Below are 25,189 nucleotides of genomic sequence, written 5' to 3'. Positions count from 1 at the left end.
GTGAGGGGAGAGCGTGACCGCCGGAGCTCATCCGCCCAGACCCACCCGGTCGAGCTCGGCCAGGAACCGCCGCTTGCGCCGGTGCCCGGCCCGCAGCCCCGCCACGAACGCCCTCGCCTCGTCCGCCCGTCCCAGCCGCCCGTACAGCTCGTGCACCCGCCTGGCCAGCCTCGCGGCCTCCGGGTACAGGCGCGTGTCGGTCAACGCGACCTTCGCTTCGACCCGCGGCAGGTACACCCCGATCGCGTCCTCGGGGTGGGACTCCTCCCGGAGAGCGGCCACCCGAAGCCACTGGCCGTCGTCACAGCCGTGCTCCACGGCCGCCTCCCAGACCGCCTCGGCGTTGCCCTCGTCCAACAGCACCTCCACCAGCGTGCACGGGAAGTGCGCGGCGCTTCGCCTGGCCGCGGCCCGGCGCAACAGTGCCAGCGCCTGTTCACGCACCGCGGGCCACCCGTCCCGTGGGGAGTCCTCGCGCAGGGCCCGGTAGGCGTGCGGTGTCGGGGAGCGCTCGAAGACCTCCCATCGCAGGGCCCGGAGCTCCTCGCCGCGTCCCGCGTCCCGGTAGGCGCGCACCACGTGGTCCAGGAGCCGCGCGTCGGGATGTGCCCCACTCTCCCGCAGTCCCCGCTCCGCCCACTCCAACGCCTCGCCGGACCGGCCGTCCTCCTCCAGCGCCGCCACGATCCCCGCGTAGTGCACGTGCTCCCCGGAGGCGTACGCCCGGACCAACAGATCGGTGTCCCCGACCACCCGCGCGTACTCCGACCTCAGGAACTCGACCGCCCACCCCCGGGCCGCGTCGCCGAGCTCGCCCTCGAACAGGTCCTGGCGGTAGCGCTCCAGCCCCTCCTCGCCGAGTACGTCCGCGTAGGACTCCAACAGCAGCTCGGGGCAACCCGACCCGTCCAGCTGCATGTCCAGCAGCCACCCCGCCAACACCAGGGGGTCCGGCCCGGCCACCGTGCACGCCGCCACGTGCGCCTCCACCAGACGGGCCCCCGCCCCGCCCAGGTACCCGGCCGAGTCGTCGACCATCCCCGCGTGCTCGTCCAGGACCCCGACGGCGTGCCGGGCCAGCCGTTCGGCCTCGCCCGCGGCACCCGCCTCCAGGAGCCGCTCCAGTTCCCCTGCCACTCCGTGTACCCGCTCCGCGTACCCGCGGGCCTCCTCGTACCCCACGAAATCCCCGAGTCGCAGAGCCCCGTCGACCATCGCCCGTCCGGCGCCGTCGGCCGCGCCTCCGCCCGCCAGGGCCGCGCGCAACTCCAACCGCTGCCGCAACTCGGGTAGTGCCCCGGCGGCCTCCAGCACCAGGTCCACCAGCGCGGTGCCGTCGAGCGAGCCCAGGTAGGCGCGCACGTCCGGGGTCTGCGGCAGGACGGCGTCCTGAGCGGTCATGTCCAGGTGCACCAGCCCCAGGGCGACGCAGTGCTTGCAGAAGTTGCCGTCCTCGGCCCACGGGCAGTCGCAGTCCCACTCCAGCCCGCGCCGCCGCGGCGTCAGCTCCACCCGGTACAGGTCCGTGCCGGAGACGAGTCCGCGCACCGTGTTCCCGGCGAGGGTCACCCCCCTCACCCGGGGGACGTAACCGACCCCGCGGTGGTAGGACTTCGCACCGGCCAACTGGATGAGGTCTTCACGTGTGTAGGAGGGCATGGGTCCATTGAACCGCCGTCAGCGGAGCCCCGTGATCGTTTTCCGGCCCTCCGGCCGGCCCCGGGACCAGGCCGCCGCGAAGCAGGACCGGTCCCCGGTGCGCGGACACGGTTCCGACGGGCCGCGCACCGACGACCAGTGGTCCAGGGGGCCTATGCCGGGTCGGAGGTGTCCCTGACGGGGGTGCCCTCGACACGGGAGCCGGGAGCGCCCCGATCAGTGGTGGCGGGGCTGTGCGCGTGCTGTGGCGGCGCCGTGTCGTGGTCGGCGCCCTGGCCCTCCGCGGGCAGGCGCATGGCCAGTAGGGCGACGTCGTCACCGCTGGGGCCCATCCGGGCGAGGAGCCCGTCGAGGAATTCCTCCAGGCCGAGGCCGACCAGGGCGGCGGCGTGGTGGCGCAGCTGGTCCAGTCCCGTGTCCAGATGCTGGTCGCGGCTCTCGACCAGGCCATCGGTGTAGAAGAGCACGGTGGAGCGTGCGGGGAGTTCCTCGCGGACGTCGGGCCACTCCAGACCCAGGTGCAGGGCGGCGCTCGTGCCGAGCAGGGGGCCGTGGTCCTCTCCCAGGTAGCGGGCGCGGCCGTCGGCGGTGACGAGCAGGGGCGGGGGATGCCCGGCGTTGACCCAGTGCAGGTGCCAGGGGCCGCCGTCGGGTCCGTCCAGACGGGCGAAGACGGCGGTGGCCATGGGGGCGTCGCTGGTGTTGGTCATGACCTCGTCCAACCGCCGCATGATCGTGCTGGGGGGTTCCTGGCGGTCCCAGGCCAGGGCGCGCAGCATGTTGCGGACCTCTGCCATGTGCGCGGCGGCCTGGAGGTCGTGCCCGACCACGTCACCGATGACCATGCACGTGACACCGTCGGCCAGGAGGAAGGCGTCGTACCAGTCCCCGCCCACCTCGGAGGTCTGCTTCGCCGGTTCGTAACGGGCGGCGAACTGCAGGTGGTCGACCTGCGGCAGGGGGGTCAGGAGCTGGCGTTGCAGGGTTTCGGCCATGTCGCGCTGCTGCTCGAAGAGCCAGTTGTTCTTGATCACCAGCGCGGCGCGCCGTGCGATGTCGCTCAGCACCAGGACCTCGGCGTCGGTGTAGGCGGCCTGCCGTCCGGTCCGGGCCACGGTCAGCGCGCCGAAGATCCCCCTACGGGTGTACATCGGCACCACCACCGCGCAGCCCTCGCCCAGGTGCTCGAACAGTTGCCGGTGCGCCAGGGCGAGCGGGTCGTCCGGTGCGCCGGCCTGGGTCCCCGTGTCGATCAGTACGGGCCGGTTGCTGTACACGGCGCGCGCCAGTGCCGCACGGGAGGTACGGGACAGCGGCGGCAGCGGACCCTTCAACGACTCCGCGGTGCCGTGGTCGCCCAGGGAGTGCACGGCAACGCGCCGCATCCCCTTCTCCGTGTCCCCCTCCGGGAGCAGGTCGATCACCGCCCAGTCGCCCAGGTCCGGCACCAGCAGCCGCACCAGCTTGTCCAACACCTCTCCGGTCTGCGGGGAGGAGATGAGCAGGACGGAGACCTCCGCCACCATGCTCAGCTGGGCGGTGAGCTCCTCCAGGGTCGCCAGGTGCGCCGCCGTCTGCTCGCTGGCGTCGCGGTGCTTCTTGAAGTTGTGGAAGACGATGACGACGCTTTCCGGGCCCTCCCCGTGCTGGAGGGGCGTGGCCGCCCAGATGATGGGCACGAGCGAGCCGTCTCCGCCGAGGTAGAACTCCTCGCTTCCCTCGGCCGGCCTGCCGCTGTCGAACACGCCCAGGACGGGGCACTCCCGGCGCGACACCTCGTTCCCGTCCGCGTCGCGGTGCAGCAGGTCGTGCACGTCCGCGCCCAGCAGCTGCTCCCGGGAACGATCGACGATCTGCTGCGCGTAGGGGTTGGAGGCGGTGATGCGGCCCGTGGAGTCGATGACGAGCATTCCCGCGCCCACGCTGTCGAACACCGCACGCAACATGCCGGCCTCCGTCGGCCAGCCGCTGTCGCCCATCCTCCACCTCCGGTTCTCACACCGCTGAGGCCGCCGGGCCGCGGGCCCCGGGCACGGAGGCCGGGCTCCCACGGCGGGGACACCGCCCCACCGGTGCCGGTTCCGGCCGAGACCGCTGCGGGGATCGTCTCGGGTTGAAGCGAGATACCCGCTCGCACCGGGTGCGTACACACGAAGTCTCCTGAATCGACCTCGGTCGACGCAGTACAGTGTGGTCCCCCGAACAGCCCGGAGGGGGCATTGCCCCGTCAGTGGCATGTCACGGCTCCGGGGGAGCGTTGCCGAGCACTCCCCGGGCTGCCTGCCCTCGGGGCGCAGCATGCCGGTCTTGCCCGCCCCCGCTCCGGACCCCGGCTACTCCGCCAGCGCCGACAGGTCATCGAACGGGGAACGACGTGCCCGCTGCGGTGCGCGCCATCGCCGTCTCAGTCGGGAGGCCCACCGTTACGCCGGGCCCTTCCGGTTCTGCACGCACAGCTCTACTACGGGGTGATCTCCCAAGGCTCCAGCTCGCTGCCCAGTACGTCGAAGTGGTCCAGTTGTGACCAGGAAGCATGGTCCCCGATCACGTACAGGCGCCGCTTGGCACGACTGGCGGCGACGTTCACGAGGTTGGGTTTCTTCGCGGCCCATCGCTTGGCGCCGGGCCTGCGGGGGTCCCCACCGAGTACGAAGACCACGACGTCCGCCTCACGCCCTTGGGTTCGGTGGATCGTTCCACCATCGGTGACCCCGAACTCCCGCGCGATCCCCAGCGCCTTCCTGGCCACCGTGCGAAACGGAGAGACCACGAAGACCTGGCTCATCTTCTGCCCTGTCCCCTCAAGCTGTTTGAGAACGCGTTTCAGAGCCATGCCCTCGGCCGGGATCCAGCTCTCCTCACTGTGCCCGTCACGGTTGGGAACATCGATCCACAGGCTCCTGTAGAGCTTCGAGGGAGACCTCTGCGGGGTGCCGTGCACCATCATCTCCTGATAGGCCACCTTGTTGGAGACGCTGAACATCGGGTCGTCGCAGCGCCGGTGGACACGCAACGGGGCCCCGACCCAGATCTCGTCCCCATCGGCCCCGACCAACTCGGTGCCCAACGGGTTCACCTGGTCCGCCAGAGTCTGCACCGACGACCACACCGGCAACCACTTCTCATCCACCTCGTACTTGCGGCGCAGGGCCTGCTGGGTGGTGAACGGCAGGGTGCAGATCGGTTCCAACTGGAGCGGATCGCCGACCATGACCGCCCGACGCGAACGCCACAGCGCGCCTGCCACCTGCTGCGGTGTGGCCTGGCCGGCCTCGTCCACCAGCAGCCAGCCAAGGGACTCCGAACCCAGTCCGCCGAACAACCGGGCGAAGGAGGCGAAGGTCGTCGACACCACCGGGACGACGAAGAACAGGCTCTGCCAGGCGGAGAGCACGGCCTGCTCCGGTGCGTCACCGGGCGAACGGCCTCGCAGCACAGCCTCGGCGGCCTGGAGGTTGCGCAGCATCTTCCCGGGCACGGCTTCGATGAAGTCCTGGTGCAACCGGAGCGCGGCCAGGAAGACCTCGGTGCGGGCCCGCGCCATCTCCGGGTCGTTCCAGGGCGCGCTCAGTTCCCGTTTGACGTCGTCATCAAGCAGCGCCGAGGTCGGAACGTGGTCCCCGAAGCGCACCAGGGCACGCTGGTTCTGTTCGTGTAGGCGGTCCAGTTCGGCCTGGTCCTTCTGGGAGGTCGATCCCCGGAGCTTTCGCATGCGGTGCCACAGCCGGGGGAGGGCCGCGCGCTCCTCACGCAGCCTCTCGGCGTTGCGGATCACTTCGGTGAACGCTTCCACCGCCTTGAGCCACCGTTTGGCCTTGACGTTCTTGGGACGCTTGGTGGCCGCCGCCTCCTTGAGGAACTCCCGCATCCCGCCGGGCGGCGGTACGTACCGTCCGTCGACCCGTTTGCCGTAACCGCCCTGCCACCAGTGCTGCGCGAAGTGGGTGCGGTTGGTCATGTTGCCCAACCGCGCCGCCATCGTGCCCCAGGCGGGCCTGTCCAGCACCCGCCCGCCGATCTCGGCGAAGAAGTTCGCGCGGTCGCGCCACTGCTCGTCCACGGCCTCCACGGCCGGGATCTCCCTGGTCACGTTCTCCACCGCGCCGTTGTTTGCCGAGGCCACCACAATCTCGTGCCCGGTCAGGGACGGGACGAACGGGTGCACGGTGGTGGAGCCGTCCTCGGTGCTCCACCCGGTCGAGTCCGCGAAGGCGTCCTCCGGCCGGGCAAGGGCACTCAGAGCCATCGCGCGCTCGACCACGACATGGGCGATCAGATCCCGCAGGAGCGTGGTCTTTCCCGTCCCGGGCGGACCGTTGACGGAGAAGATCCCCGAGCCGTCGCCGATCGTGTCCACGATGCTGTTGACCGCGATCTGCTGGCTCAGAGCCAGGGGATGGGTGTCCTTGCCGGGCCACCGGGCCAGGGGCATGTGCTCGGGCAGGACGCGTCGAAGCAGGTCCGAGCCCTCCTCGCGCAGGTCCACCCGGCCGATGGCATCGCACTCGGACTCCGAGTACAGGTAGGTGCGCAGCGCCTCTCCCATATCGCCCTGCCGCACGGCGGCGGCAACCCGTCCCAGGTCCTCGGAGATGAAGCTGTTGAGGAACACGGACTCACCCGGCTGCGGGGGCTTCTCGGGAAAGTCGCACTCGTCGCGGGCGGCGGCCCGCTGCTGCAGAACCGTGAGCTGGCGCTCCTCCTCCTTCGCGCCGCCTGCCTCGGAGATCCGACGGCTGGCCACCCGCAGCGTCGAGGGCACGAACGCGTCCGCGCCGCTGATCCGCAGCGCGACGGTGAGGCAGGCCTCCAGCTCCTGCGCACCCAGGACCCGCCGGCGCCGACCGTGCGGGGCGTCGGCCTCCGCGCCCAGCCCCGGGAAGAGGTCGGCCGCGGAGTCCTCCTCGTCCTCACGGCGGATACCGTCGAGGACCTCCTCGGCCAGGTCCCACAGCTCACCGAGGGAGAGTTCGAGGAAACCCTCTCCGCTCACCATGGACAGCAGGGCGCGGGCCGGACCCGGAGCCGGCTCTGTCACCAACCATTCGAACAGCAGTCGGCAGCGCTCCTGGGCGGCCTCGAAGCCGTCCAACCAGTCGGGGGAGTCGGGTCCGGCCCCCAGGGTCCGCCCGACCGCCCAGCCGCAGCTGGACAGGGAGTCGCTCTCCAGGAGGGCGCGGCCGAGGTGGTCCACCTCGAAGGCGAACAGCGCCGCGTCCCCGGGGGCGTAGTCGTCGGCGTCCTCGTCGTCCCGCCCGAACCGCTCCTCCAGGAGCTGCTGGACCGACTCCAGCGGGAACACCCCTCAGTACACGGTGTGCCGCCACTCCTGGCCCGCCCTGAGGGTCTCCGTGCCCTGGTAGCGGTGGCCGGGGCTCCATGGTAGGGGCGCGTCCTCCCGCAGGTCGATCACCGGCTTGAACGCGCCCCTCTTGGTGGGGTGCGGAACGTCCGTGGGCTCGAACATCTCCACCGCGCGCCAGAAGTCGATGACCTTCGCCCGTTGCTTGTCACCCTTGCCCACGCACTGCTCCCCGCGCTGCCGGTCGAGTTCTCCCGATCACCCCCGTGGAAGCAGGTGATCACTCAATGTTCCTACCAGCTCCGGGACGGGGTCCCCGAAGCCAGGACGCCCGGTGGCCGCATCCGGCCAGTAGCCGAGGGCGCGGCGACAGGAACGTGAGTGGATGTGCGGATTCGTGCCCGGGTAAGGGCGGACCATGGTTAGCGTGTCGGCATGGCGCACAACACTCTGTCCCCCGACCACGAGGTCGACCCGTCCGGTGGAACGCTGGTGGCAGCTGTGGCCCCGCTCGGACTGCCGGAGCACGTCCTCGAGGAGTTGGACCGGTACGCGGAATCCGCGGGCGAGATCCTCCTGGAAGAGGCCAGCGTGTCCGGTGCCGCTGAACATCCGGAACGGGCGGTGCGGGTCCTCGAAGCCCTGATGGCTCACGCGCCGCAGGTCGAGGACCGCCAGTACGCGGCCGTGGAGAAACTGGAGTTCCTGCTCCGGAAGGAGAGTTCCGAGGCGGACGCCCGGGCCGAACGTCTCCTGGCCGACCTGACCGCATCCGGGGTCCTCCAGGAGGGACCGGTCGGCCTCCTGGCCGAGACGATGGTGGAACACGGCCGCCTGGAAGCCGCGTTGGGCTGCTACAACGTCGCCTCGCGGAAGTACCTGGCGGGCGGCGCCGAGGAGCTGGACGACATGGCTCTGATGTTCGCCTTCCCCCTGATCGGAAGGGCGAAGGTCCGCGAGGAGCTCGGGTACGCCCCGGACGAGTTCGACGCCGCGGTGCGCGACCGCGCCGACCCCGAGGAGGTCCTGGGAGGGCTGTTCAACCCCGGTGCGGGCTCCCCGGACCGACCGGGACCTCACCCGGTCCAGCCCGGACGCCAGGAGGGGCGTCAGGTCCTCTGCTCCAGGGAGGACTTCGCCCTGGCGGTGGAGAGCGGGCTGCTGGACGGGGAGGCGGCGGAGAAGGGCGCGGACGCGTACTTCCGGGCGGGAGAGCGGGTGATGCGCGAGTACGCGCGTGAGCAACCGGACCTGGACTGGTACACGGTGCTGTTCTCGGTCGCGGAGATGCGGGAGTTCGCACGCGAGAGGGGCGGGGACGCCTCGGACCGCGAGCTCCGCGGCGCGTGGAGCGACACCCTGGCACCCGATGACCCGCGGCTGTGTCCCTGGCCGCCCGAGCGCAACCAGCGGTGCTGGTGCGCGTCGGGGCGCAAGTACAAGAAGTGCTGCGGATCCGCGAACGCGCGTTGAGCCCCGCCGGGCACGTGAGCGGTAGGCACTATCGCGGGTCCGTAAAGGGCGTTCCATTTATGTTCGTCGCAAAAAGGAGCAGACTGGTGCATATCAGTCATTCGTGGGCTGGGGTGTTCCACCCAGCGACGGAGTGGGAGCCGACCAGTGGACACATCATTGAAGGTTCTCCTCACCGACGAGGGGACCTCCGCCGACCACCTGGACGAGATGGCCCGCCAACTACGGCGCGAGTTGCTCCAGCTCGACGTGCACGACGTCGCCCCTCAGCGGGGCGGCCAGGCCCCGCCCGGCTCACGCGGCTGGGACATGGTCGAGGTCGGAGCCCTGCTGGTGACGCTCAACCAGTCCGCCGCAGCCTTGGGCAGGGTCATCGACGCCGTCCGGCGCTGGCGGGCCCGGTGCCGGGAGCGCCCGACCATCCGACTGGTGATCGACGGGGACGTCCTGGAGATCTCCGACGCCTCTACCGAGCAGGCCGCGAGGTCGTTCGACCTCTTCGTCGGCCGCCACTCCGGCAACGGTGAGCAGCGGTGAACGGCGATCGCCACGCCCTGATCGTCGCCACGGACACCTACGAGGACGACGGCCTCGAACACCTGCTCGCACCGGGAGAGGACGCCGTCGCCCTGGCCGAGGTCCTGGAGAACCCGGAGATCGGCGGGTTCGGGGTCGGGGTTGTGCGCAACAGGCCCGCCTACATGGTGGCCAGACAGGTGGAGGACTTCTTCGCCGACCGCACCCAGAACGACTCACTGCTGCTGCACTTCTCCTGCCACGGCCTGAAGAACGCCTCGGGGCAGCTCTTCTTCGCAGCCGCCGACACCCTGCCCCACCGGCTGTCCTCGACCACGGTGTCGGCGGACTTCGTTCGCAGGTGCATGACCGAGTGCAGGGCCCGCAACATCGTGCTCCTCCTCGACTGCTGCTACGGCGGTGCCTTCATGGAGGGAATGGTTCCGCGCGCGGCCGGTGACGTGAACGTGTTCGACACCTTCTCCGAGGAGGGCTTCGACAGCGGACACGGATTCGCGGTGATCACCGCCTCCAACGCGATGGAGTACGCCTTCGAGGGCACGCACCTGAGCGCGGACCGGCAGGTGTGCCCCTCGGTGTTCACCCGGGCGCTCAGCTCGGGGCTGGCCTCGGGCGAGGCGGACCTGGACGCGGACGGGCGCGTGTCCGTCAACGAGCTGTACGACTACGTCTACGACAGGGTGCGCCAGGAGAACCCGCACCAGACGCCCAGCCGCAGCATCCACCTGCAGGGGAACGTCTACCTGGCCCGGAGTACGAGGCGGCGGACCGACGGTGAGGGGCTGCCGGAGGACCTCAGGCTGGCGGTCTCCAGCCCCGACGCGTTTGCTCGGCACGGTTCGGTGCCCGAGCTCCGCAGGCGCCTGCAGAGCCAGGACAGGGAGATCGCGGAGGCGGCGTGCCGGGCCCTGCACGGACTGGTCCGCAACGACATCCGGTCGATCGCCGACGACGCTTCCCACGCGCTGGCCGAGATGGCGGTGCGCCCTTCACCGGAACATCTGGACTTCGGCCGGGTCGGTCAGTACGAGCAGGAACCGCACCGACGGGTTCAGCTCCTGGGGCCGCCCCTGGCCCGCGACTGTGTGCCGCGCCCCCGGAACGAGTGGATCCACGTGGTGACGGAGACGGACGCCATCGACGTGTCGGTGGACACGAGGCGAGCGGGCAGTCTGGAGGGAACGCTCACCTTGGAGGGCAGGGCGGAGGAGACCGATCTACCAGTCCGGGCGGAGGTGATCCCCGCCCGCACATCGGTTTCCGTGGAACCGGCTCCACCGCCCTCACCTCCGATCCCGCCTGAGGGCCAGCGCGGCCCCGGGCTCGGTGCTGCGGTCCCTAAGCCACGCTTCGCGCCCGCGGCCCCACCACGAACGCCGCAGATCTCCGGGTCCGTAAATCCATCCGCGCCACGGCCGCTCTCACCTGCCCCGGGCGTCCCGCCGCGGTCGCCCGCCGCGGATCCGCTCGCACGCTTCCGGGAAAGGCTGGCCGCGCGCATCATCGACTACGGGCTGGTTTTCCTCTTCGCGCTGGGATCCGTCTTCGTCACGGTCGGGGTGGTGTCGGCGTTCACCGTTTCGGAGAGCTTCATGGATGCACTGGCCTATGTCATAGCGGTCCTGTTCTTTTTCGGCTGGGGTGTCCTGCTGTTCCTCTACGACTGGTTGTTCCTCAGATACCGGGGCGCGACCTTCGGCAAGATGATGGTGGGCATCAGGGTCGTGAACGCACGGAACGCCGGGCCGCTCTCGCACGGACAGGCGGCGCGTAGGGCGGCCCTGTTCGGGCTACCGCAGACGGTCCCGCTGCTGGGGAACTTCCTGGTCCTGCTCTGGTCGCTCGCGGCGCAGGGAGATCCGTGGGGACGGACGGTGCACGACCGGGGAGCGCGCACGCTGGTGCTTCAGACCAGAACGTGAGTGCCGCATCCTGGACCCTGGGCCCGGATCGGAGCCACGAGAGTGAGTGGGGACGACTTTCGCTCCGGGCGGCGGTTGCCACAGCGGGGTCCGACAATTGCGGCGGGCAGCTGTCCACAGATGTGCGGCGGGCCGTGGAGTGTGGGACGGGAAGGCACGGGCAAACCCGAGAAGACGGAGTCCTGTACGGACGCCGTAACAGTAGCCCGGCCTTCCCCAGCCTTCAGCGTTTGGCTCCCTTGGGAGGGCGCCCGCGACGGGGAGCGGGAGGTGCCCACGAAGAGAGCTGTTCCTCGGTGAGTTCCAGTCGAGCCAGGTACTCCGCGAACCGTTCCTTCAGCTCGTGGGCGTCGCGTGGTGAGCAGCGAGGACCGATCCCGGCCCCCACCCGGTCGACCCAGGGCAGTACTTCGGCCAGCCCTGCGAGCAGCGGGACCATGGTTTCCGTGGAGGCCTGGGGCGGCGCCAGGTTCCGTTCGATGAGGTCCACCAGGGCCCGGGCGCGTTCCGCTGCGTCCCAACCGGCCCACCCGAGAACACTGGTCGGGGCGAGCCCGGAGGAGGTGTTGGCCGAGTAGGAGGTGAACCGCTCATCGGCCATGTCGAACTTGCCTCGTTTGGCCCAGTACGACTTTCTGAGGAAGTCGGTGGTGGCGAACTTTGGTGGGGATTTTTCGTCCGAGAGATCGGGTGCGTCGAATTCACTGAGCTCATCGATTCGAGTGCTTTCCCGGGACCACTGCCGATCCCACAGCCGAGTCCACTCCCGCCACTTGCGCAGTCCTGACGGTCGGAACCTGAGCGCGGCAACGAAGAGGACGTGTTGGCCCCGGTGCGTCGGGAGGGGAAAGGCTCGATCGGCGGATTAGGGAAGTCTGGCCCGTCCGCGCTTGGAGAGCCGGATCAGTGCAACGGGGACTCTGGTCAAGCGGATTCGGTGTCCCACCACAGGTGCAGATGGTCGATCAGTTCGTGCCAGGGGAGCTCGGAGCCGACGCTGCGGGTACTGACCATCTGGTAGGCGATGCGCTGGGCCTCGGGTTCCAGTGCAGCGTCGTGGCCGTTCCCGCGCGTTGGCACCTTCCCGTTCAGGAGAGCCTGCACGTCCTCGGGCGCGATGTCGGCGGCCGCTCGGAGCACACTCTTGTCCATGGGCAACGAGCAGTCCGAGCACTCAGCGAGGAAAGCCCTGCGCCGGGACCGCGGCATGTTCGACATGAGTCCGTAGACCGCGTAGACCGCGGGTCGCAACTGCATCGCGGTGTTGCGCTCCTGTCGTGAATGGAGGAAGAGGTCTCCTCGGCCCACCTCCCACAGGAATCCGGCCAGGTCGTCGACGGTCACCGACTGGCGCAAGCGGCTGGACGTGGCGGAGCACGCTGTCGCCACCCGGGTCAAACTGCCCCGAGACGCTGACGGCGACGAAAAGAAGAAGGCCAAACTTGACCAGGTGATCCGCCGGTTCATCCCTGCCTCCACCAAGACCAACGAGAAGTGGGTGCAGGCTGTACGCGAGCTTCTCGGTACCCCCGAGAAGGCTGCGGCCCGCACCGGCTGGTGGCTCACCCACCGCAAGGTCGCGGAGCGTGTACAGCGCGACCAGGAGCGCGTGGATGAGGACTTGCGAAACGCTGTTGCCTACTGGTCCAAGAGCACTACGCCGAGGCACTCGGGTACCGCGCGGACGAACTGGTCCGTGTCAGGCCCGGGGACCCCTCCCCACCCCCGCCACGGTCCGGAAGACGCTGCGCGCTGTCACCCCGCCCGAGGGAATGGAAGCCTTCCCCGACGCCGGCCTGGTGCAGTTGGCCGCGGTGGCCTCCAGCCGCGCCGAGGTCACCCCCCCGGTTGGAGCTCTATCCGGTTGACCTGGACCTGGAAAGGGCGCTCCAGCTCACCCAGGCCGTCGGTTACCTGGGTGCGCCTGGTATCACCCCGCAGTAGGTACGCGACCGGGTCAGGGTGTGCTTCCCCGCGCTCGACGGCCCCGGGGACAGGCAGCTGTGGAACCTGTTGGTCAGCAAGTACCCCAAACTCCGCAAGCGTGAGTACCAGGGCACCACGTACTGGTACCTGGAGCTGACTACGTACCCAGCCCTCCGCGCACACGGGGCCGCACCACGCCCCGGGGCAGCTCGACGAGGCCTCGGCCCGGGCCTGGCAGCAACTGGAGGCCTCGGTGCGAAGCGGGGGTTCCGCGAGCTCAAGACCTGGATGCCCGACACCGAGCGCAGTGCCCAGGCGTTGCTGGGCGCCCCCGGTGTGGTGCCCTTCGACGTCTCCGCCGAGTTCGTCACCGTGGTCGACGAGTTGTTGGGGGAGATCGGCGGCGGTCTGAACTGGGATGTTCTGGTCGAGTCCGACAACAGCCGCCCCGCGGCCTTCGAGCGCATACTGGGCGACGTCTTCGAACGGCTTGGCCGCCGGGTGCGTTCGGCGGGGTCCGCCACACGTGGTGAGGGCGGTGTGGTGTTGATGTACCGGGCGACCCCCTGGCCCGCTACGCGCCGGCCCGCGCCCTGCTGGGCTCCCTCGTCCAGGAGGCACGCGAAGCGGGCACCAGCCCGTAGGACTGTGGCTGCTGTGCCCGATGCGCGGCCCCCAGGGCCCCGCGGCTTTGGACGGCCACCCGGCGGGGATCATCAGTGACTCCGAGCAGGTGCTGCTGCCGAAGGGTTTCGCCGCACCGGAGGCCGCGCTGGTTTCCTGATCCTCTTCGGTGAGGGAGGACGAGGGGACAGAGCCACTGCTTCTCACACCTGCGGTCTTCGGTGTTCGCCGTGCGAAACAGAGGGCCATTCACCCGGACGTGAGCCCGTGTATGTGGTCGGGCAGCTTGGTGGGGACGTTGTTCTGGATGATGTGGTCCGTTCCACGCGCTTCCCTCTCCGACGCGGCAGTGTGAGACTGAGCACATGGAGGTCATCGGCGTCGACGGATGCAAGAAGGGCTGGGTGGCGGTTCACCTCGTCAACGGGGAGTTCCATCATGTCCGGGTGTGCCCGAGTCTGGAAGAGGCCGTCGACGTGGCTGCGGCTGCGGCTGCGGCCGCGACCGTGGACATCCCCCTGGGACTGAAAGGGATCGGCTGGCGCGAATGTGATCTGCGCGTGCCCAAGATGCTCGGGAAGCTCGCGAAAGCCGTCTTCCCGATTCCGCCGAGAAGCGTGGTGGAGACCGTCGGCTTCGATGAGGCCAACGCGTTGTGCAAGAAGGTCACGGGTCAGGGTCTCTCCATCTTTGCGTACTCCCTGTTTCCGAAGATCCTTGAAGCCGACGCCCTCAGGAGCGCCGGTGCGCACCGCCTGTTCGAGGTTCATCCCGAACTGTCGTTTCGCACCATGGCCGGGCGGCCGCTGGTCTTCTCCAAGAAGACCTGGAACGGACAGAGGGCGCGAGACCGCCTCCTCAGTGAGGCTGGGGTCTGCATCCCCGAGGACCTCGGCACCGGCGGAACGGTGGCGGTTGACGACGTCCTGGACGCAGCCGCGGCGGCGTGGACCGCGCATCGAATCGCCAACGGTCAGGCCACGTCCTGCCCTGAACCTCCAGAACCTCCGGAACGCGGCGAGCAAGGGGAGCCGATCGCGATTTGGTCCTGACCCATCCAGGCCTGCGCAGTTCGCTCTCCGAGCCCTCTTCGGGGGCCGTAGAGGCAGATGGGGTGGGTGACTCCGGAGCGGGAGTTCGTGAGAGGCGTGGCCGCTTATGCACAGGGGAGAGGCTGCTCGTGGCGCAGGTGCAGGAGCGTGCCGATAGTGGGGATATAAACCCTACGCAGCACCGTGCCACCTAGAACCACGCCATCCTAGGCCAAGCCCTCCCGTATCACGCCGCGCAGGCCCCCACGGCCGCCGCTCTCGCGGTAGCAGTCGGTCAGTATGGCGCACTCTCCTGTCGCAGGCCCGGCGTACGGGCTCGCCAGGAACGACCTCCGGCGGCGGGGGCCCGGCTCAGCGGGGAGGCGGACGGGATCGGGTCGCACAGCATCCCGCGTTCCTAACCTCTCAGGTCAGTACAGCTAGCCAGAGACCGCGAGCGGCAGAACGCGCTCCAGAGGCTGTACCCCGGGGTGCGTATCATCCGCTTCACGTGGGCGGATCTGCGCAGGCCGGGGTACATCCTGGCGCTGGTGGCGGGGAGAGGCGCGGTCTTGGCTGAGAGTGGGGGGAGAGGGCAGCGGGCGCCGACACGGCGCTCAGCTGTCCGCGCTCGTCCCCAGGCGCTGTTCCGCTGCCTTGCGCGGCCACACCGACACCGTCCGCAGCCTGTGCTGGTCGCCGAGCGGGCGGATGGCCGCCGCCTGTCTCCAACCGCCCGGCCCCGCGGTGAGAACGTTCGGTGAGTGAGGTCAAAAACCGCTCATGAAGTCTCCCATCAACCTCCTGGCCTCCTCTTCATCCGCCTGGCTGCGTGCCTCGTCCTCTTCCCACGCCACTGAGGAGAAGAGGCCCGTGCGATTCCAGTACTCGATGACGGACTCGTCCAAGCCTTCCTCCTCGTACACGTCTCGTGCGCTGTACAGGACGCGCAGATCGCCCCCACGGATCCGGAACTTGTCGACGCAGCTGTGAAGGCTTTTGTGATAGCGGTTTCCGCTGAGGAGCTGGAAAGCACCCCGGTAAGGAGGGAAGTCCTCGATGAGGATCTCGTCCAGGTCTTCGAGGTACTGGACCTGCACGCCCCGAAGGAGGGCGTAGGCGATCTCCGTCTGGGAGATGAGGTCGCCCAGACGGGGAATGGAGAACGAACTCCACTGTTCTTCCGAAGAGGCGACAAGGTGTGAGGCCACATCGGTGGGGGTGTAGTCGTGTTTGGTGAGTGCCCAGACGTTCAACGGCGCCAGCCCGACGCGCATGTCACGCCGGTATTCGGGGATGGCCTTGGCGGCGGCGCCGAAGACCGCTTTCTCCATCGGTTCGGGGCCGATGATCTGCTCGTGCAGTTCGTCGAAGTAGAGGACGGCGTCGACCGTGCTTCGTTTTCCGGAACCGTTGCTCATACGCGTTCCTCTCGCGCTCCTGGAGTCCACCATGCGGTCGAACTCGATGTTGCTTCTTCCTCTGGGGCTCATGCTCGACATGGACCGAACAAAGGTGTTCACACCGTTGTCGGGCTGACCGAAGACCATCGCCGAGACCTGGATTTCCTCCTTCGTCACCGCGACGACCGTTCCCAGCCCCGCATAGGTCACCGCCTCCTTCTCGGCCGTGCCCAGTGTGGTGAGGGAGGTCGCCGTGGTCAGCCAGACCGGGTCGAACCGGATGGCGACGGTCCGCTTGCCGTAGGCGAACCGTAGATGAGGATCCCATTTGATGGAGCCGCTGATACGGGCCAGATACCGGGCGCGCCTGATGTTGCGCGCCCGCACCGGGGCGTCGAAGGACACCACCATCCCCGGTTTCACATCGATCGGCTCGGCCGGATCGAGGTCCAGGGCTCGCTCCCCCCAGTTCTCGAAGATCGGCTTGACCCGTTTGACGAAGACACCCGCCAGCATCCCCTGGCTCCGAAATGACGCGCTCGTGTCCAGACCGATGTCCTGCGCGACCCGCAGGACATCGTCCGCCCCGGGCAGCATGGCCAGGCGCGTGATGTTGACGAAATCGACGTGGTGGTAGCGGACGTTCCACGCGCTCCCCGCCTGGCGCAGGGAGCGAGTCCAGGCCTCGTGCCTGTCTTTGGTGTCGAGGAGTTCCTCGGCGGTGTACCCGGCCCCGGAGTTCTTGTCGATCCTGCTGTGGCAGGAAGGGCACAGGTACAGCAGGTTGTCGATCGAGTTGCGCTGGTCGATCGGTATCGCGGGGTCGGCCCTGGGGCCGGCGTCGCCGTGGGCGGTGATGTGCGCTGCCACGGCGGTCGGAAGGTCTCCACGCGTGGTCGGATCCAGTTCGCACCGACACAGGTAGCACATGCCGGCGGAGAGGCGCCAGAGTTCTTGCTTCGTTGACCCGCTGGGTTCGGGGTACTTCCGAGTTCCTATTGCCTACCTCGTTCCTGAGCATTGCGTGTGCCGGGCAAAACCCTAGTCCGGAACCACGACACCGAAGATGCTTCGAGCGCGAGGCAACACGCCAACCTGCGAAGGTGCCCGGTGGCCGGAAGCGGCCACAACGTCGTGGTGCCGGACCGGTGGTGTCAACCCGTCGAAGCACGCCTTCGTGCAGTCCGCTGCCCTTCGAAAGGCGTCAACCGGTCGCATCATCGAGGCGGCCGGTGACCGTCTCACGCAGGTGCTCGGCTCTGGGGTCAGCCAGGTTCGACAGGGCTTCCAGTGCTTCGCGCCAGTGCCCGCGCGCCGCCTCCGTTTCGCCGTTCCGGGACAGCACGGCGGCCAGGCGGTCAAGGCATACCGCGAGGTTCCAGCGGGCCTTGTTCCTGCGGTATCCGCCTACCGCCCGGCGGAAGAACTGTGCTGCCTCGACCAGGCGTCCGAGTGACTGGTAGACCTCGCCCGCGCCCTCGAAGGACTCGGCTTCGCGCACGTGGTCACCGATCGAGCGGTGCAGAGCAGCCGCCTCGTGGAAACTCGCCAGGGCCTCCTCCGGCTGGGCGAGCAGCGCTTGGGCCCTACCGAGCTCCAGGAGCGCGAACCCCTCCCGGACCGGGTTGTCCAGTTCCCGGGCGACATCGAGAGCACGCTGCGCGTAGGACAGCGCGCGGTCGGTCGAGTCCAGTTCCCGCCATGCCGCACCCAGACAGGCCAGGCAGGCGAACTCGCTCATCCTGTTGCCGGTCTCGCGGTGTATCGCGACAGCTTCCTCGGCCAGGGCCACTGACGCACGAAGCTCTCCCGAATCGAGCAGCGCGTCCGCCAGATTGCCGAGCGCGATCCCCGCCCAACGCCGCTCACCCAGACGCCGGGCGATGTCGAGTGAGCGTTCGAAGTCCTCGCGCGCCTCGTCGAGCCGGTGCTCGCGCAGATGCGCCAGCCCCAGCGCGTTAAGCGACATGGCTTCCCCGAGCTCGTCACCCAGCTCCTGCCGTAACCGCAGAGCCTGCCGATGGTGCGTGATGCCCTCCCGCATGCGATGGGACTGCACATACGCCATACCCAGACTCTCCATGAGGTCCGCTTCGGCCGCGTGCTCCTGCTCCCGCCGGGCCGCACCGAGCCCGAGGAGGGTCGTGGCGATCCAGGCGCTCATGGGCGTTCGGTACACGTAGACGTGTCTCAGCACGACCGGTAGGCGCCAGGCGATTGCGTCCATCCCCGCCCCGGCGGCGGTCTCGGCCATGGCGACCAGGTTCCTGCTCTCGGCCTCGAACCATCGGATGGCGTCCGCGTTGTCGGTGAACTCGCGGACACCGTCGGAAGCACTCCCGGTCGGACCTGATCCCGGCTCCAGCTGCCGCAGCGGTGAGTCCACCGCCCTGGCAGCGGCGTCAGCGGTGCGCAGGTACCAACTCAGCAGGCGCCCCAAGGCCTCCTGTTGGTTCTCCGGTGGCTCCTCGCGGCGTGCCTGGTCCAGTGCGTAGGAGCGTAGGAGGTCGTGGAAGCGGTACCGGTCCGGGCCGGTCTGTTCCACCAGGTGCGCACCCACGAGCATGTCCAGAACACGCCGTGCCCGCCGGGTCGGGAGACCGCTGAGGACAGCCGCGGAGCCCGCGTCGAAGTCGTGGCCGGGATGCAGCCCGAGCAGCCGGAACAGGCGTGCGGTCTCCTCCGGCAGGGCCCGGTAGGACCAGGCGAAGACGCTGCGGACCGCGTCGGCTTCCTCTTCCTCGTCGGTGGCGAGGGCGTCCCAGAGGGCGGACTCGTCCCGCAGGTCCTGGATCAGCTCCGCCAAGGGCATGTGGGGCCGTCCGGCGGCCCGCTCGGCGGCGATGCGCAGGGCAAGGGGCAGCTCTCCGCACAGACGGGCCAGCTCGGCGATCTCGTGTGGCTCATCGCGCGGCCGGTGGTTCTTGGTGACGTGTTCGAGGAGCTCCACGGCCTCAGCCGGCTCCAACGTACGCACGGTCAGACGCTGCGCTCCGTCTCGGGCGACCAACCCGGACAGCCGGTCCCGACTGGTGACCAGCACGACGCACGCCGAGGACCCGGGAAGTAGCGGGCGTACCTGCGCCGCGGTCGCCGCGTTGTCGAGGACGACGAGCACGCGCCGTTCGGCCAGGAGGGAGCGGTAGAGGGCGGAGCGGCTGTCGACGTCCGCGGGTACGGCGTCCGCGGGCACCCCGAACGCGCGGACGAAGCGTTCCAGTGCCTGATCCGGTTCGACCGGTGGACCGGACCCGTATCCCCGCAGGTCCACGTAGAGCTGGCCATCGGGGAAGCGCTCGCGCACCCGGTGGGCCCAGTGCAGGGCCAGAGCGGTCTTGCCGACACCGGCCGTGCCGGTGATGACGTGAACGGGAGCCTCGGAGCCGCCGCCGGAGTCCTCGGCGCGCAGGTGGGTGCTGAGCACCTCCAGCTCGCCCACCCGGTTCACGAACCCGTGCACGTCACCGGGGAGCTGCCCGGGTACGGGAGCGGAGTGCGCGCTCGGGCCCTGGCCGTGGAAGTGCACCCCGCCCCGGACGTCCCGCGCCTGCACCGCGCGGCCCGCGACCGCGCCCATCTGTGTACGGACACCGGAACCGGGTCGCTCGTCGGGGCCCTCACCGGGCTCTTCACCGGGTTCGGAGGGCCTGCGGTCAGTCACGGCTGAGCTCGGCCCCCTCGACCTCGCGCGGGAAGTAGCGCTTCAGATCCTCACCGGTCTCGTGGAGCGTGGCGATCTCGGCGCGGCACCGTGTGGTGGTGGCGTGGTCGGTGAACCGGACCCCGCCCCGGAGAACACCCTGATCGTCGTAGCGGATCTTGTACGTCACCTCGTCGCCGAGCCCGACGATCTCGGGTACCTGGCCACGGTGTTCCCACGCCGCGAGGGGTTCGGGGGAGATGATCCGGACGTCCTCGCCGCACTGGGCCCGCAGGTGGAGGGAGTGCAGTTCCCACAGCAGATACGTCGTGAAAGGTTTCTCCACGACACGGGTTCGGCGCAGCACGCATCCCGCTCGGGCGAGTTCGGCGAATTCCTCCCGCAAGGAGGAGCGGTTGTTCTCCAGAAGCCGGAGGGACTCGTCGTGGCGTCCCTCCCGGAACGCCATCCAACTGTCACTTTCCGGCTGGTGGAAGACCTGTCGCCGTTCGAGCTTCCAGATATCGGTGTTCCTGAGCGATACCAGACGCCCATCGAAGTCGTCGAGGTAGGGATCGAGCTCCAGCCGGTCACCGGAAAGGCCGTCGATGGTGTCAAGCATCGGGGATGTCCGCTTTCGCTGATATCAGGGTGTTGCGGGGGATGATGACCAGACGTTCGTCCTCTGCGATGGCCGCACCCGACGGCAGGCGTTCTGCGTAGGAGTCGGTCAGGTCCCGCCCGATCACGGCGATGTCGCCGTTGTCGAGTTCCCAGATGTCAGGGCAACCGCTGGCTCTGTCGGTGTTACCCAGTTCGGCTGGAGACCTGCCCAGCCTCCGAGTCATGTCAGCGGACGGGTCCGCTTCCCAGGGACGTGTCATGGTGGCCCTCCCACGCGCTCCTGGAATCGGGGGTGAGCGCGTGCGAGAAAAATACCACGGTGCTCGTGTTGAGCCAGGCTGATTATTTGTTCTCGGCAGTGCTGCTGGCATGGCTCGGAGCGCGTGTTGGAACCCGTGCCGGAAAGATGAGGCTATGCCGGTGAAGTATGCGAATGACGTGGTATTTGGTGCCGGTGTTGCGCGCTGATTTGTAGTGATGGAACCGGTGTTTTGTCTGGCTTCCTTCGGTGGCTTTCGGATTGCCACTCCGAGAAAAGCGAGCGCAAGATTCCTCGGTCGCCCGTGTGCTCAGATCTCGGGTCTGGACGAAGCTGGAGAGGGCGCTGGCGCCGCTGGCCGATCCCGGCCTGAAAGCTTGTCGAAGGGCGAGGGTGGAGTAGCGCAGCCGACGATCGGTGGGGAACCGCGGCAAGAAGCAGTGTGGTGGTCGCGGGACGATGCCCACCGACCACCACGTGTCGCCGAGGTCAGCTCTGGGAGGTGCGGGCCGAGTTGAGGAAGGCGGTCCACTCGGCAGAGGGGAAGGGGAAGTGGCCCTTGGTGGGGTGCTTCGAGTCCCGGAGGGCGGCGCCGCAGGGCAGGTCGGCGACCTCGACGCAGTCCTGATCTTGGCCGCTGTAGCTGCTCTTCCGGAATACGAGGTCTGTCACGTGTCGCTCTCTTGGATTGCGGCCACCTCTTTGATGAAGGCAGCGGACTGGGCTGTACTCAGAGAGGACCCTTGGACATCGCCGAAGGTGGCGCTGTACTGAGTGACATCGTCGGCTTCCTCGATGAAGAGGGCGTCGGTGACGGTTCCGACGTAAACGATCGGTGTGTCCAGAGGGTCCCGGAACTCCAAGATAGTGAACGGCGCGGCGAGCGCGGCATGGGCACCAGCGGAGAACGGCAGCACCTGGATGTCGATGTTGGGTAGCTGTGCCATGTAGAGCAGGTGGCCGAGCTGCTCGCACATCGTCTTCGTGTCACCGATCTGCCGACGGAGTGCAGCCTCGTCGATGACAGCTCGGAGCTGGACGGGGCGGAACCTGGTCAGGATCTCCCGCCGCTCCATACGGAACTCCAGGCGGCGTCGGATCTCCTCTGGGCTCACATACCTTCCGCCTTGGAAGATGGCTTCGGCGTACCCGGGCGTCTGGAGCAATCCAGGAATCGTTTGAGTCGTGAAGGTCCGGATCACTGAAGCCTCGGCTTCGAAGTCGGGGAGTGCGCGGTCCCCGAACACGTCCTTGTACTTGGACCACCACCCTCTGAGCTTTGCGTCCTTAGCCAGAGCATGCATGGCCTCCCGTGCTGGGGAGTCGTTGACCTCGTAGAGGTCCAACATCTTGTCAATATCACCGCTGGTGATGCGCTTGGTCTCAGTCTTCTCGATCTTGCTCAGCTTGCCCGCGCTCCACTGGAGCTTCTTCGCAGCTTGAGAGCCGGTCAGGTTGGCTTGTTCGCGGGCACGGCGTAGCTCGGCGGCAAGGCGACGCAGGCGTAGGGAGGGACTTCGTTCGATGGCCATGGCAGGATCCTAGGACTCTAACTCTCAAATTTCTAGTTATCCGTTGACTGTAGTGTGATTGAGAGTATGGTGTTGAACGTAGCCAGTGATCGAAATATCACGCAGCGTCGCTGATGATCAGGCTACGCCGTGCCCCCTTCCCGCTGCTCGGGAATCGTGAAGGTCCAACCTTGCGGGCACACCGAACCATCCGCTCGCTCCCACACGCCAAGGAGTCTGTTCGTCATGCCCACACTCGCCCCCGTGCCCCCGATGGCCGAGGTGACCATCCCTCTCCACGAGCTGGTGCCCTACTCCCTCCGTCACTACTTCAACGGCCGCCCAGACCGGCCCTACTACCAGTCCCGCCGTTACGACTTCGGTGCCTCGCCCCTCTTCCTCCCGCTGGTTCGCGCCTTCCTGGACACCTGTGCCGCGAAGCAGAGCACCGACTACCGCTACCTCTTCACCCTCATCGGCAGCGAGCTCGCCTCCAACGCGCTCAAGCACTCCCGCTCCGGGCTGCCCGGGCGCTCCTACACCCTGCTGTGCGAGCGCCAGCGGGACGGACTCCGACTGACCTGCCGTGACGACGGGTCGCTCACAGACAGGAGCTGGAGCGTCCACAACCGCGAATACCTGACCGTTGACCCCGGTGGACTGGACCCCAGCGCCGAGGCCGGGCGGGGGCTGGCCATGGTCGACGCCCTGGCCACCAGCTGGGGTGACAACGGCCGCCCCGCCTTCCGGAACGTGTGGTTCTACCTGGCCTATGACCTGCAGGACAGCGTCTGGTCCGAACTGGCCCGCTAGCAGTACTCCGAAACGGAAGAAGGGCCCAGGAAAGCGCGGCAACGCTTCCCGGGCCCCAACAATCCCGAATTCCAGACCTCGCATAGTCAGAAAGCAGGATCGATGACGAATCCTATCCCCGCACCCCGACGCACCAGTGACCCGCTGTACCGGTCCCGCCCGGCACTGCCCCGCCGCACCCCGCTCGTCGGCCCGGTCTGCCCGTCCTGCCAGCACCCCTCCTGCCGCCGACGCCGCGCCGAACGGCTGCCCCGCCTGGGCGGGCACCTGGCCGAGTACCGCAACGAGCACACCCTCGCCGCCGCCGTCCAGGCCCGCAACCCGCACCTGATCGTCTGGTACGGGGAGCGCACCGGCTCCTACTGGGTCGCCTCCTCCACGGGTCTGGCCGAAGTCCCCGACGTCGAAACCCTGGACCGGCTCCTGCCTCCGGTTTTCGAGCTGTGGTGATCTCGGCCGTGTAGCCGGTGGCGGCCGTCTCCAATGGCGGGGCAGCCGCCACCGCACCGCTTCCTTGAGCAGGACACGGGCACTGGGGTCGCTGGTCGGTAGCTTAGAGGGCTAGGAACGTCGGCCTGCGGCCTTTCCGGTGCGCAGCGTCTCGATCTTCTCCCCTGTGGCGGCCAGCCTCCAGAAGATCCAGCCGTTGCGCGAGGTGCTCACCTTCTCCTCGGAGGGAAGCAGCGAGTTGGCCTGTTCCACCACCGCACCGGCCGCAGGACTGGGGTGCTTGAACACCTGGCCGTCCCACGGAGGCGAGACGATACAGAGCCTGCGCGTCGCCGGGTCGAACCACCCCTCGACACGCTGCTTCTTGTAGCAGCCGTACACGGGGACTCTCACATCCTCGTTCGTGGACCCCGGGGGCTCCTCCACCACGGACAGCCTGGTCAGGATCCGGGCGATGACCTCACCCTTGCTGCTTCCCTCCCAACGGGCGAGGAGCGCGAGCTGGCGGTCCGTGTCCTGTGAGACCTCGACGTGGGGCATGCGCCCAAGATCCCAGACACCGATCCTCCTCGTGAACCGTTTCGCCGTGTTCCCCGTATGCCGCCTCCCCGGCCGGGTGTGTCAACAGTGACCGCATGTGGCCAGAGTTCCGAGAGGGACTTTGGTCCCGGGTCAGTACGCAGGTCAGCGGCGCTAACCTGGGTCCGCAGACCGTGTGCTCCCTCGACTCACGCGCAACCCCCGAGGTATTGGCAGGACCCCCAGTGCAGCCACTCACCCCCGCAGACCCCCGCGTGCTCGGCGGGATCGAGATCCTGGGCAGACTCGGCAGGGGCGGGATGGGCGTGGTCTACGCGGGCCGCACCGACGAGGACACCTTGGTGGCGGTCAAGACCCTGCACGTCGGCGGCCTCGAACAGAGCGATCTGCGCGAGCGCTTCGACCGCGAGGCCACTGCCCTGGGCATGGTCCAGGGGCCCGGTGTGGCCGCACTCGTGGAGTCCGGGCAGGACACCGACGAGACCCCCTGGCTCGCCTTGGAGTACGTCCCCGGCCTTGACCTGGCCACCTATCTCAAGCGGCACGACCCCCTGGACACGGTGACCGGAACGGCGCTTGGACTCGTCCTGGCCAACGCGCTCACCGACATCCACACCGCGGGCCTACTCCACCGGGACCTCAAACCCGCCAACGTCATGCTCGGCCCCGACGGGCCCAAGGTGGTGGACTTCGGGCTGGTCGCCATCGGCGGCGCGGGCGGCGACCTGACGCACACCAACCTCCGTCTGGGCACCCCCCGGTTCATGGCACCGGAACAGTTCACCGCACCGACCTCGGTGGGCGCCGCGGCAGACGTGTACGCCCTCGGGGCGCTGCTGGTCTACGCCACCTCCGGCCAGTACCCCTACGAGGGAGCCACCCCGGACGCTCTGGGCTTCGCCGTGGTCAACCCGGACATCGCACCGAACCTGACCGGGGTCCCCGCCGGGCTGGTCCCGTTGGTCACCGCGCTGATGTCGGTCGAACCACAGGAACGGCCGAACCTGGCGGACGTGCGCGCGCAGCTCACCGAGCAACTCGCCGCCGAGCACCTGTCACCCGCGGCGGCCCGCGCCCACCTCGTGGAGAGAACGTACGTCCCGGGCACGGGGATCACCGACGAGGTCCCGCCGGCCAAACGGCACGCACCCGTCACCCGGGTGGAGACGGTCGACCATTCCCGCACGTCCGGGGCCGGGGCCAGAACAGGGAAGCGGGTCGGCCTTGCGGCACGTACGGCCGAACGGCTGCGCAAGGCCTATGCGCGTCCGGCCGCCTGACAGCTCGGTGCCACCAGACGACCCGGGGCTTCCCGGCAAACCGGGGCCACCCGGCAGTACTTCCCGGCCCGGCTCCCGGTCACCGGCCGACGGATACCCGATAACAAGGTGCTCCCGATCGCCGTGTAGGCGGTGGATGCGTCAACCGGAACCGTCCGTGGCGCGTGACCTCTCAGGGCTCCTGGGGCCACAGAC

At 68.7% G+C, this 25,189-nt stretch carries 20 protein-coding genes and 1 pseudogene; 8 read left to right on the top strand and 13 right to left on the bottom strand.

Annotated elements, in window-relative coordinates; all coding sequences use genetic code 11:
- Window positions 1-27 precede the first annotated feature (27 nt).
- The 4 genes from AC0VYD_RS16460 to AC0VYD_RS16445 form a co-directional block, all read right to left on the bottom strand.
- On the bottom strand, window positions 28-1,659 hold the full coding sequence (locus AC0VYD_RS16460; RefSeq protein ID WP_475476408.1) for an SWIM zinc finger family protein: 1,632 nt from the start codon (window positions 1,657-1,659) through the stop codon (window positions 28-30).
- A 152-nt stretch (window positions 1,660-1,811) separates the two neighbouring features.
- Complete coding sequence (locus tag AC0VYD_RS16455; protein WP_475476407.1) at window positions 1,812-3,605, bottom strand: SpoIIE family protein phosphatase; 1,794 nt, start codon at window positions 3,603-3,605, stop codon at window positions 1,812-1,814.
- A 515-nt stretch (window positions 3,606-4,120) separates the two neighbouring features.
- Complete coding sequence (locus AC0VYD_RS16450) at window positions 4,121-6,961, bottom strand: DEAD/DEAH box helicase (RefSeq protein WP_475476406.1); 2,841 nt, start codon at window positions 6,959-6,961, stop codon at window positions 4,121-4,123.
- A 3-nt stretch (window positions 6,962-6,964) separates the two neighbouring features.
- Window positions 6,965-7,183 carry a hypothetical protein gene (locus AC0VYD_RS16445; protein ID WP_475476405.1) on the bottom strand — a complete coding sequence of 73 codons (219 nt, stop codon included), beginning with the start codon at window positions 7,181-7,183 and terminating at the stop codon, window positions 6,965-6,967.
- 213 nt (window positions 7,184-7,396) lie between these two features.
- Here AC0VYD_RS16445 and AC0VYD_RS16440 point away from each other — a divergent pair, with 213 nt between their 5' ends.
- The 3 genes from AC0VYD_RS16440 to AC0VYD_RS16430 all read left to right on the top strand — a co-directional run bounded on the left by AC0VYD_RS16440 (window position 7,397) and on the right by AC0VYD_RS16430 (window position 10,893).
- Window positions 7,397-8,434 (top strand): SEC-C domain-containing protein, encoded by a 1,038-nt coding sequence (locus AC0VYD_RS16440; protein ID WP_475476404.1) that lies wholly within the window; start codon window positions 7,397-7,399, stop codon window positions 8,432-8,434.
- A gap of 147 nt (window positions 8,435-8,581) precedes the next feature.
- Window positions 8,582-8,971, top strand: a complete 390-nt coding sequence (locus tag AC0VYD_RS16435; protein ID WP_475476403.1) for an effector-associated constant component EACC1 — start codon at window positions 8,582-8,584, stop codon at window positions 8,969-8,971.
- The gene (locus AC0VYD_RS16430; protein ID WP_475476402.1) at window positions 8,968-10,893 is read left to right on the top strand and encodes a caspase, EACC1-associated type; all 1,926 of its coding nucleotides are present in this window, start codon (window positions 8,968-8,970) and stop codon (window positions 10,891-10,893) included. The genes AC0VYD_RS16435 and AC0VYD_RS16430 overlap by 4 nt, the downstream gene beginning before the upstream one ends.
- A gap of 223 nt (window positions 10,894-11,116) precedes the next feature.
- Here AC0VYD_RS16430 and AC0VYD_RS16425 read toward each other — a convergent pair.
- Window positions 11,117-11,710 (bottom strand): annotated as a pseudogene (locus AC0VYD_RS16425) (DUF7008 domain-containing protein); the annotation flags it as partial.
- A 107-nt stretch (window positions 11,711-11,817) separates the two neighbouring features.
- Window positions 11,818-12,249: a hypothetical protein gene (locus AC0VYD_RS16420; protein ID WP_475476401.1), complete on the bottom strand. Its 432-nt coding sequence runs from the start codon at window positions 12,247-12,249 to the stop codon at window positions 11,818-11,820.
- 858 nt (window positions 12,250-13,107) lie between these two features.
- On the opposite strand from AC0VYD_RS16420, the gene AC0VYD_RS16415 reads away from it, so the two are divergent.
- Window positions 13,108-13,542 (top strand): hypothetical protein, encoded by a 435-nt coding sequence (locus tag AC0VYD_RS16415; RefSeq protein WP_475476400.1) that lies wholly within the window; start codon window positions 13,108-13,110, stop codon window positions 13,540-13,542.
- 266 nt (window positions 13,543-13,808) lie between these two features.
- Window positions 13,809-14,495 (top strand): DUF429 domain-containing protein, encoded by a 687-nt coding sequence (locus AC0VYD_RS16410; RefSeq protein WP_475476399.1) that lies wholly within the window; start codon window positions 13,809-13,811, stop codon window positions 14,493-14,495.
- Window positions 14,496-15,244: 749 nt separating this feature from the next.
- Here the strand turns inward: AC0VYD_RS16410 and AC0VYD_RS16405 are convergent.
- From AC0VYD_RS16405 to AC0VYD_RS16380, 6 genes are all read right to left on the bottom strand, one after another.
- Entirely contained in the window at window positions 15,245-16,747 is a 1,503-nt protein-coding gene (locus AC0VYD_RS16405; RefSeq protein ID WP_475476398.1) for a hypothetical protein, read from the bottom strand.
- Window positions 16,748-17,081: 334 nt separating this feature from the next.
- Complete coding sequence (locus tag AC0VYD_RS16400) at window positions 17,082-19,454, bottom strand: ATP-binding protein (RefSeq protein ID WP_475480284.1); 2,373 nt, start codon at window positions 19,452-19,454, stop codon at window positions 17,082-17,084.
- Window positions 19,455-19,530: 76 nt separating this feature from the next.
- A complete protein-coding gene (locus AC0VYD_RS16395; protein ID WP_475476397.1) occupies window positions 19,531-20,139 on the bottom strand; it encodes a DUF6879 family protein in 609 nt (202 codons plus the stop codon).
- Window positions 20,132-20,401, bottom strand: a complete 270-nt coding sequence (locus AC0VYD_RS16390; protein WP_475476396.1) for a hypothetical protein — start codon at window positions 20,399-20,401, stop codon at window positions 20,132-20,134. Before AC0VYD_RS16390 ends, AC0VYD_RS16395 begins: the two co-directional genes overlap by 8 nt.
- A gap of 488 nt (window positions 20,402-20,889) precedes the next feature.
- Window positions 20,890-21,072, bottom strand: a complete 183-nt coding sequence (locus AC0VYD_RS16385) for a DUF397 domain-containing protein (RefSeq protein ID WP_475476395.1) — start codon at window positions 21,070-21,072, stop codon at window positions 20,890-20,892.
- Window positions 21,069-21,932: a helix-turn-helix domain-containing protein gene (locus AC0VYD_RS16380; RefSeq protein ID WP_475476394.1), complete on the bottom strand. Its 864-nt coding sequence runs from the start codon at window positions 21,930-21,932 to the stop codon at window positions 21,069-21,071. Before AC0VYD_RS16380 ends, AC0VYD_RS16385 begins: the two co-directional genes overlap by 4 nt.
- Window positions 21,933-22,157: 225 nt before the next feature.
- On the opposite strand from AC0VYD_RS16380, the gene AC0VYD_RS16375 reads away from it, so the two are divergent.
- A complete protein-coding gene (locus tag AC0VYD_RS16375) occupies window positions 22,158-22,724 on the top strand; it encodes an ATP-binding protein (protein ID WP_475476393.1) in 567 nt (188 codons plus the stop codon).
- A gap of 102 nt (window positions 22,725-22,826) precedes the next feature.
- Window positions 22,827-23,174: a hypothetical protein gene (locus tag AC0VYD_RS16370; RefSeq protein WP_475476392.1), complete on the top strand. Its 348-nt coding sequence runs from the start codon at window positions 22,827-22,829 to the stop codon at window positions 23,172-23,174.
- Between the two features lie 111 nt (window positions 23,175-23,285).
- Here the strand turns inward: AC0VYD_RS16370 and AC0VYD_RS16365 are convergent, their stop codons facing one another.
- Window positions 23,286-23,714, bottom strand: a complete 429-nt coding sequence (locus AC0VYD_RS16365) for a hypothetical protein (protein WP_475476391.1) — start codon at window positions 23,712-23,714, stop codon at window positions 23,286-23,288.
- 224 nt (window positions 23,715-23,938) lie between these two features.
- Between AC0VYD_RS16365 and AC0VYD_RS16360 the strand changes: the two genes are divergently transcribed.
- The gene (locus tag AC0VYD_RS16360) at window positions 23,939-24,994 is read left to right on the top strand and encodes a serine/threonine-protein kinase (RefSeq protein ID WP_475476390.1); all 1,056 of its coding nucleotides are present in this window, start codon (window positions 23,939-23,941) and stop codon (window positions 24,992-24,994) included.
- Window positions 24,995-25,189: the final 195 nt, after the last annotated feature.

The organism is Nocardiopsis sp. iso_40, assembly GCF_056173285.1.
Note: the sequence above shows the minus strand (reverse complement) of the source record. Positions and strands in the feature narration are given on the sequence as shown.

Bases quoted from the DNA above. Each gene is read 5' to 3' on its own strand.
- AC0VYD_RS16460 (WP_475476408.1), bottom strand. From the start codon at position 1,659: ATGCCCTCCTACACACGTGAAGACCTCATCCAGTTGGCCGGTGCGAAG.
- AC0VYD_RS16455 (WP_475476407.1), bottom strand. From the start codon at position 3,605: ATGTTGCGTGCGGTGTTCGACAGCGTGGGCGCGGGAATGCTCGTCATC.
- AC0VYD_RS16440 (WP_475476404.1), top strand. From the start codon at position 7,397: ATGGCGCACAACACTCTGTCCCCCGACCACGAGGTCGACCCGTCCGGT.
- AC0VYD_RS16415 (WP_475476400.1), top strand. From the start codon at position 13,108: ATGCCCGACACCGAGCGCAGTGCCCAGGCGTTGCTGGGCGCCCCCGGT.
- AC0VYD_RS16410 (WP_475476399.1), top strand. From the start codon at position 13,809: ATGGAGGTCATCGGCGTCGACGGATGCAAGAAGGGCTGGGTGGCGGTT.
- AC0VYD_RS16400 (WP_475480284.1), bottom strand. From the start codon at position 19,454: ATGGGCGCGGTCGCGGGCCGCGCGGTGCAGGCGCGGGACGTCCGGGGC.
- AC0VYD_RS16395 (WP_475476397.1), bottom strand. From the start codon at position 20,139: ATGCTTGACACCATCGACGGCCTTTCCGGTGACCGGCTGGAGCTCGAT.
- AC0VYD_RS16390 (WP_475476396.1), bottom strand. From the start codon at position 20,401: ATGACACGTCCCTGGGAAGCGGACCCGTCCGCTGACATGACTCGGAGG.
- AC0VYD_RS16380 (WP_475476394.1), bottom strand. From the start codon at position 21,932: ATGGCCATCGAACGAAGTCCCTCCCTACGCCTGCGTCGCCTTGCCGCC.
- AC0VYD_RS16375 (WP_475476393.1), top strand. From the start codon at position 22,158: ATGCCCACACTCGCCCCCGTGCCCCCGATGGCCGAGGTGACCATCCCT.
- AC0VYD_RS16370 (WP_475476392.1), top strand. From the start codon at position 22,827: ATGACGAATCCTATCCCCGCACCCCGACGCACCAGTGACCCGCTGTAC.
- AC0VYD_RS16365 (WP_475476391.1), bottom strand. From the start codon at position 23,714: ATGCCCCACGTCGAGGTCTCACAGGACACGGACCGCCAGCTCGCGCTC.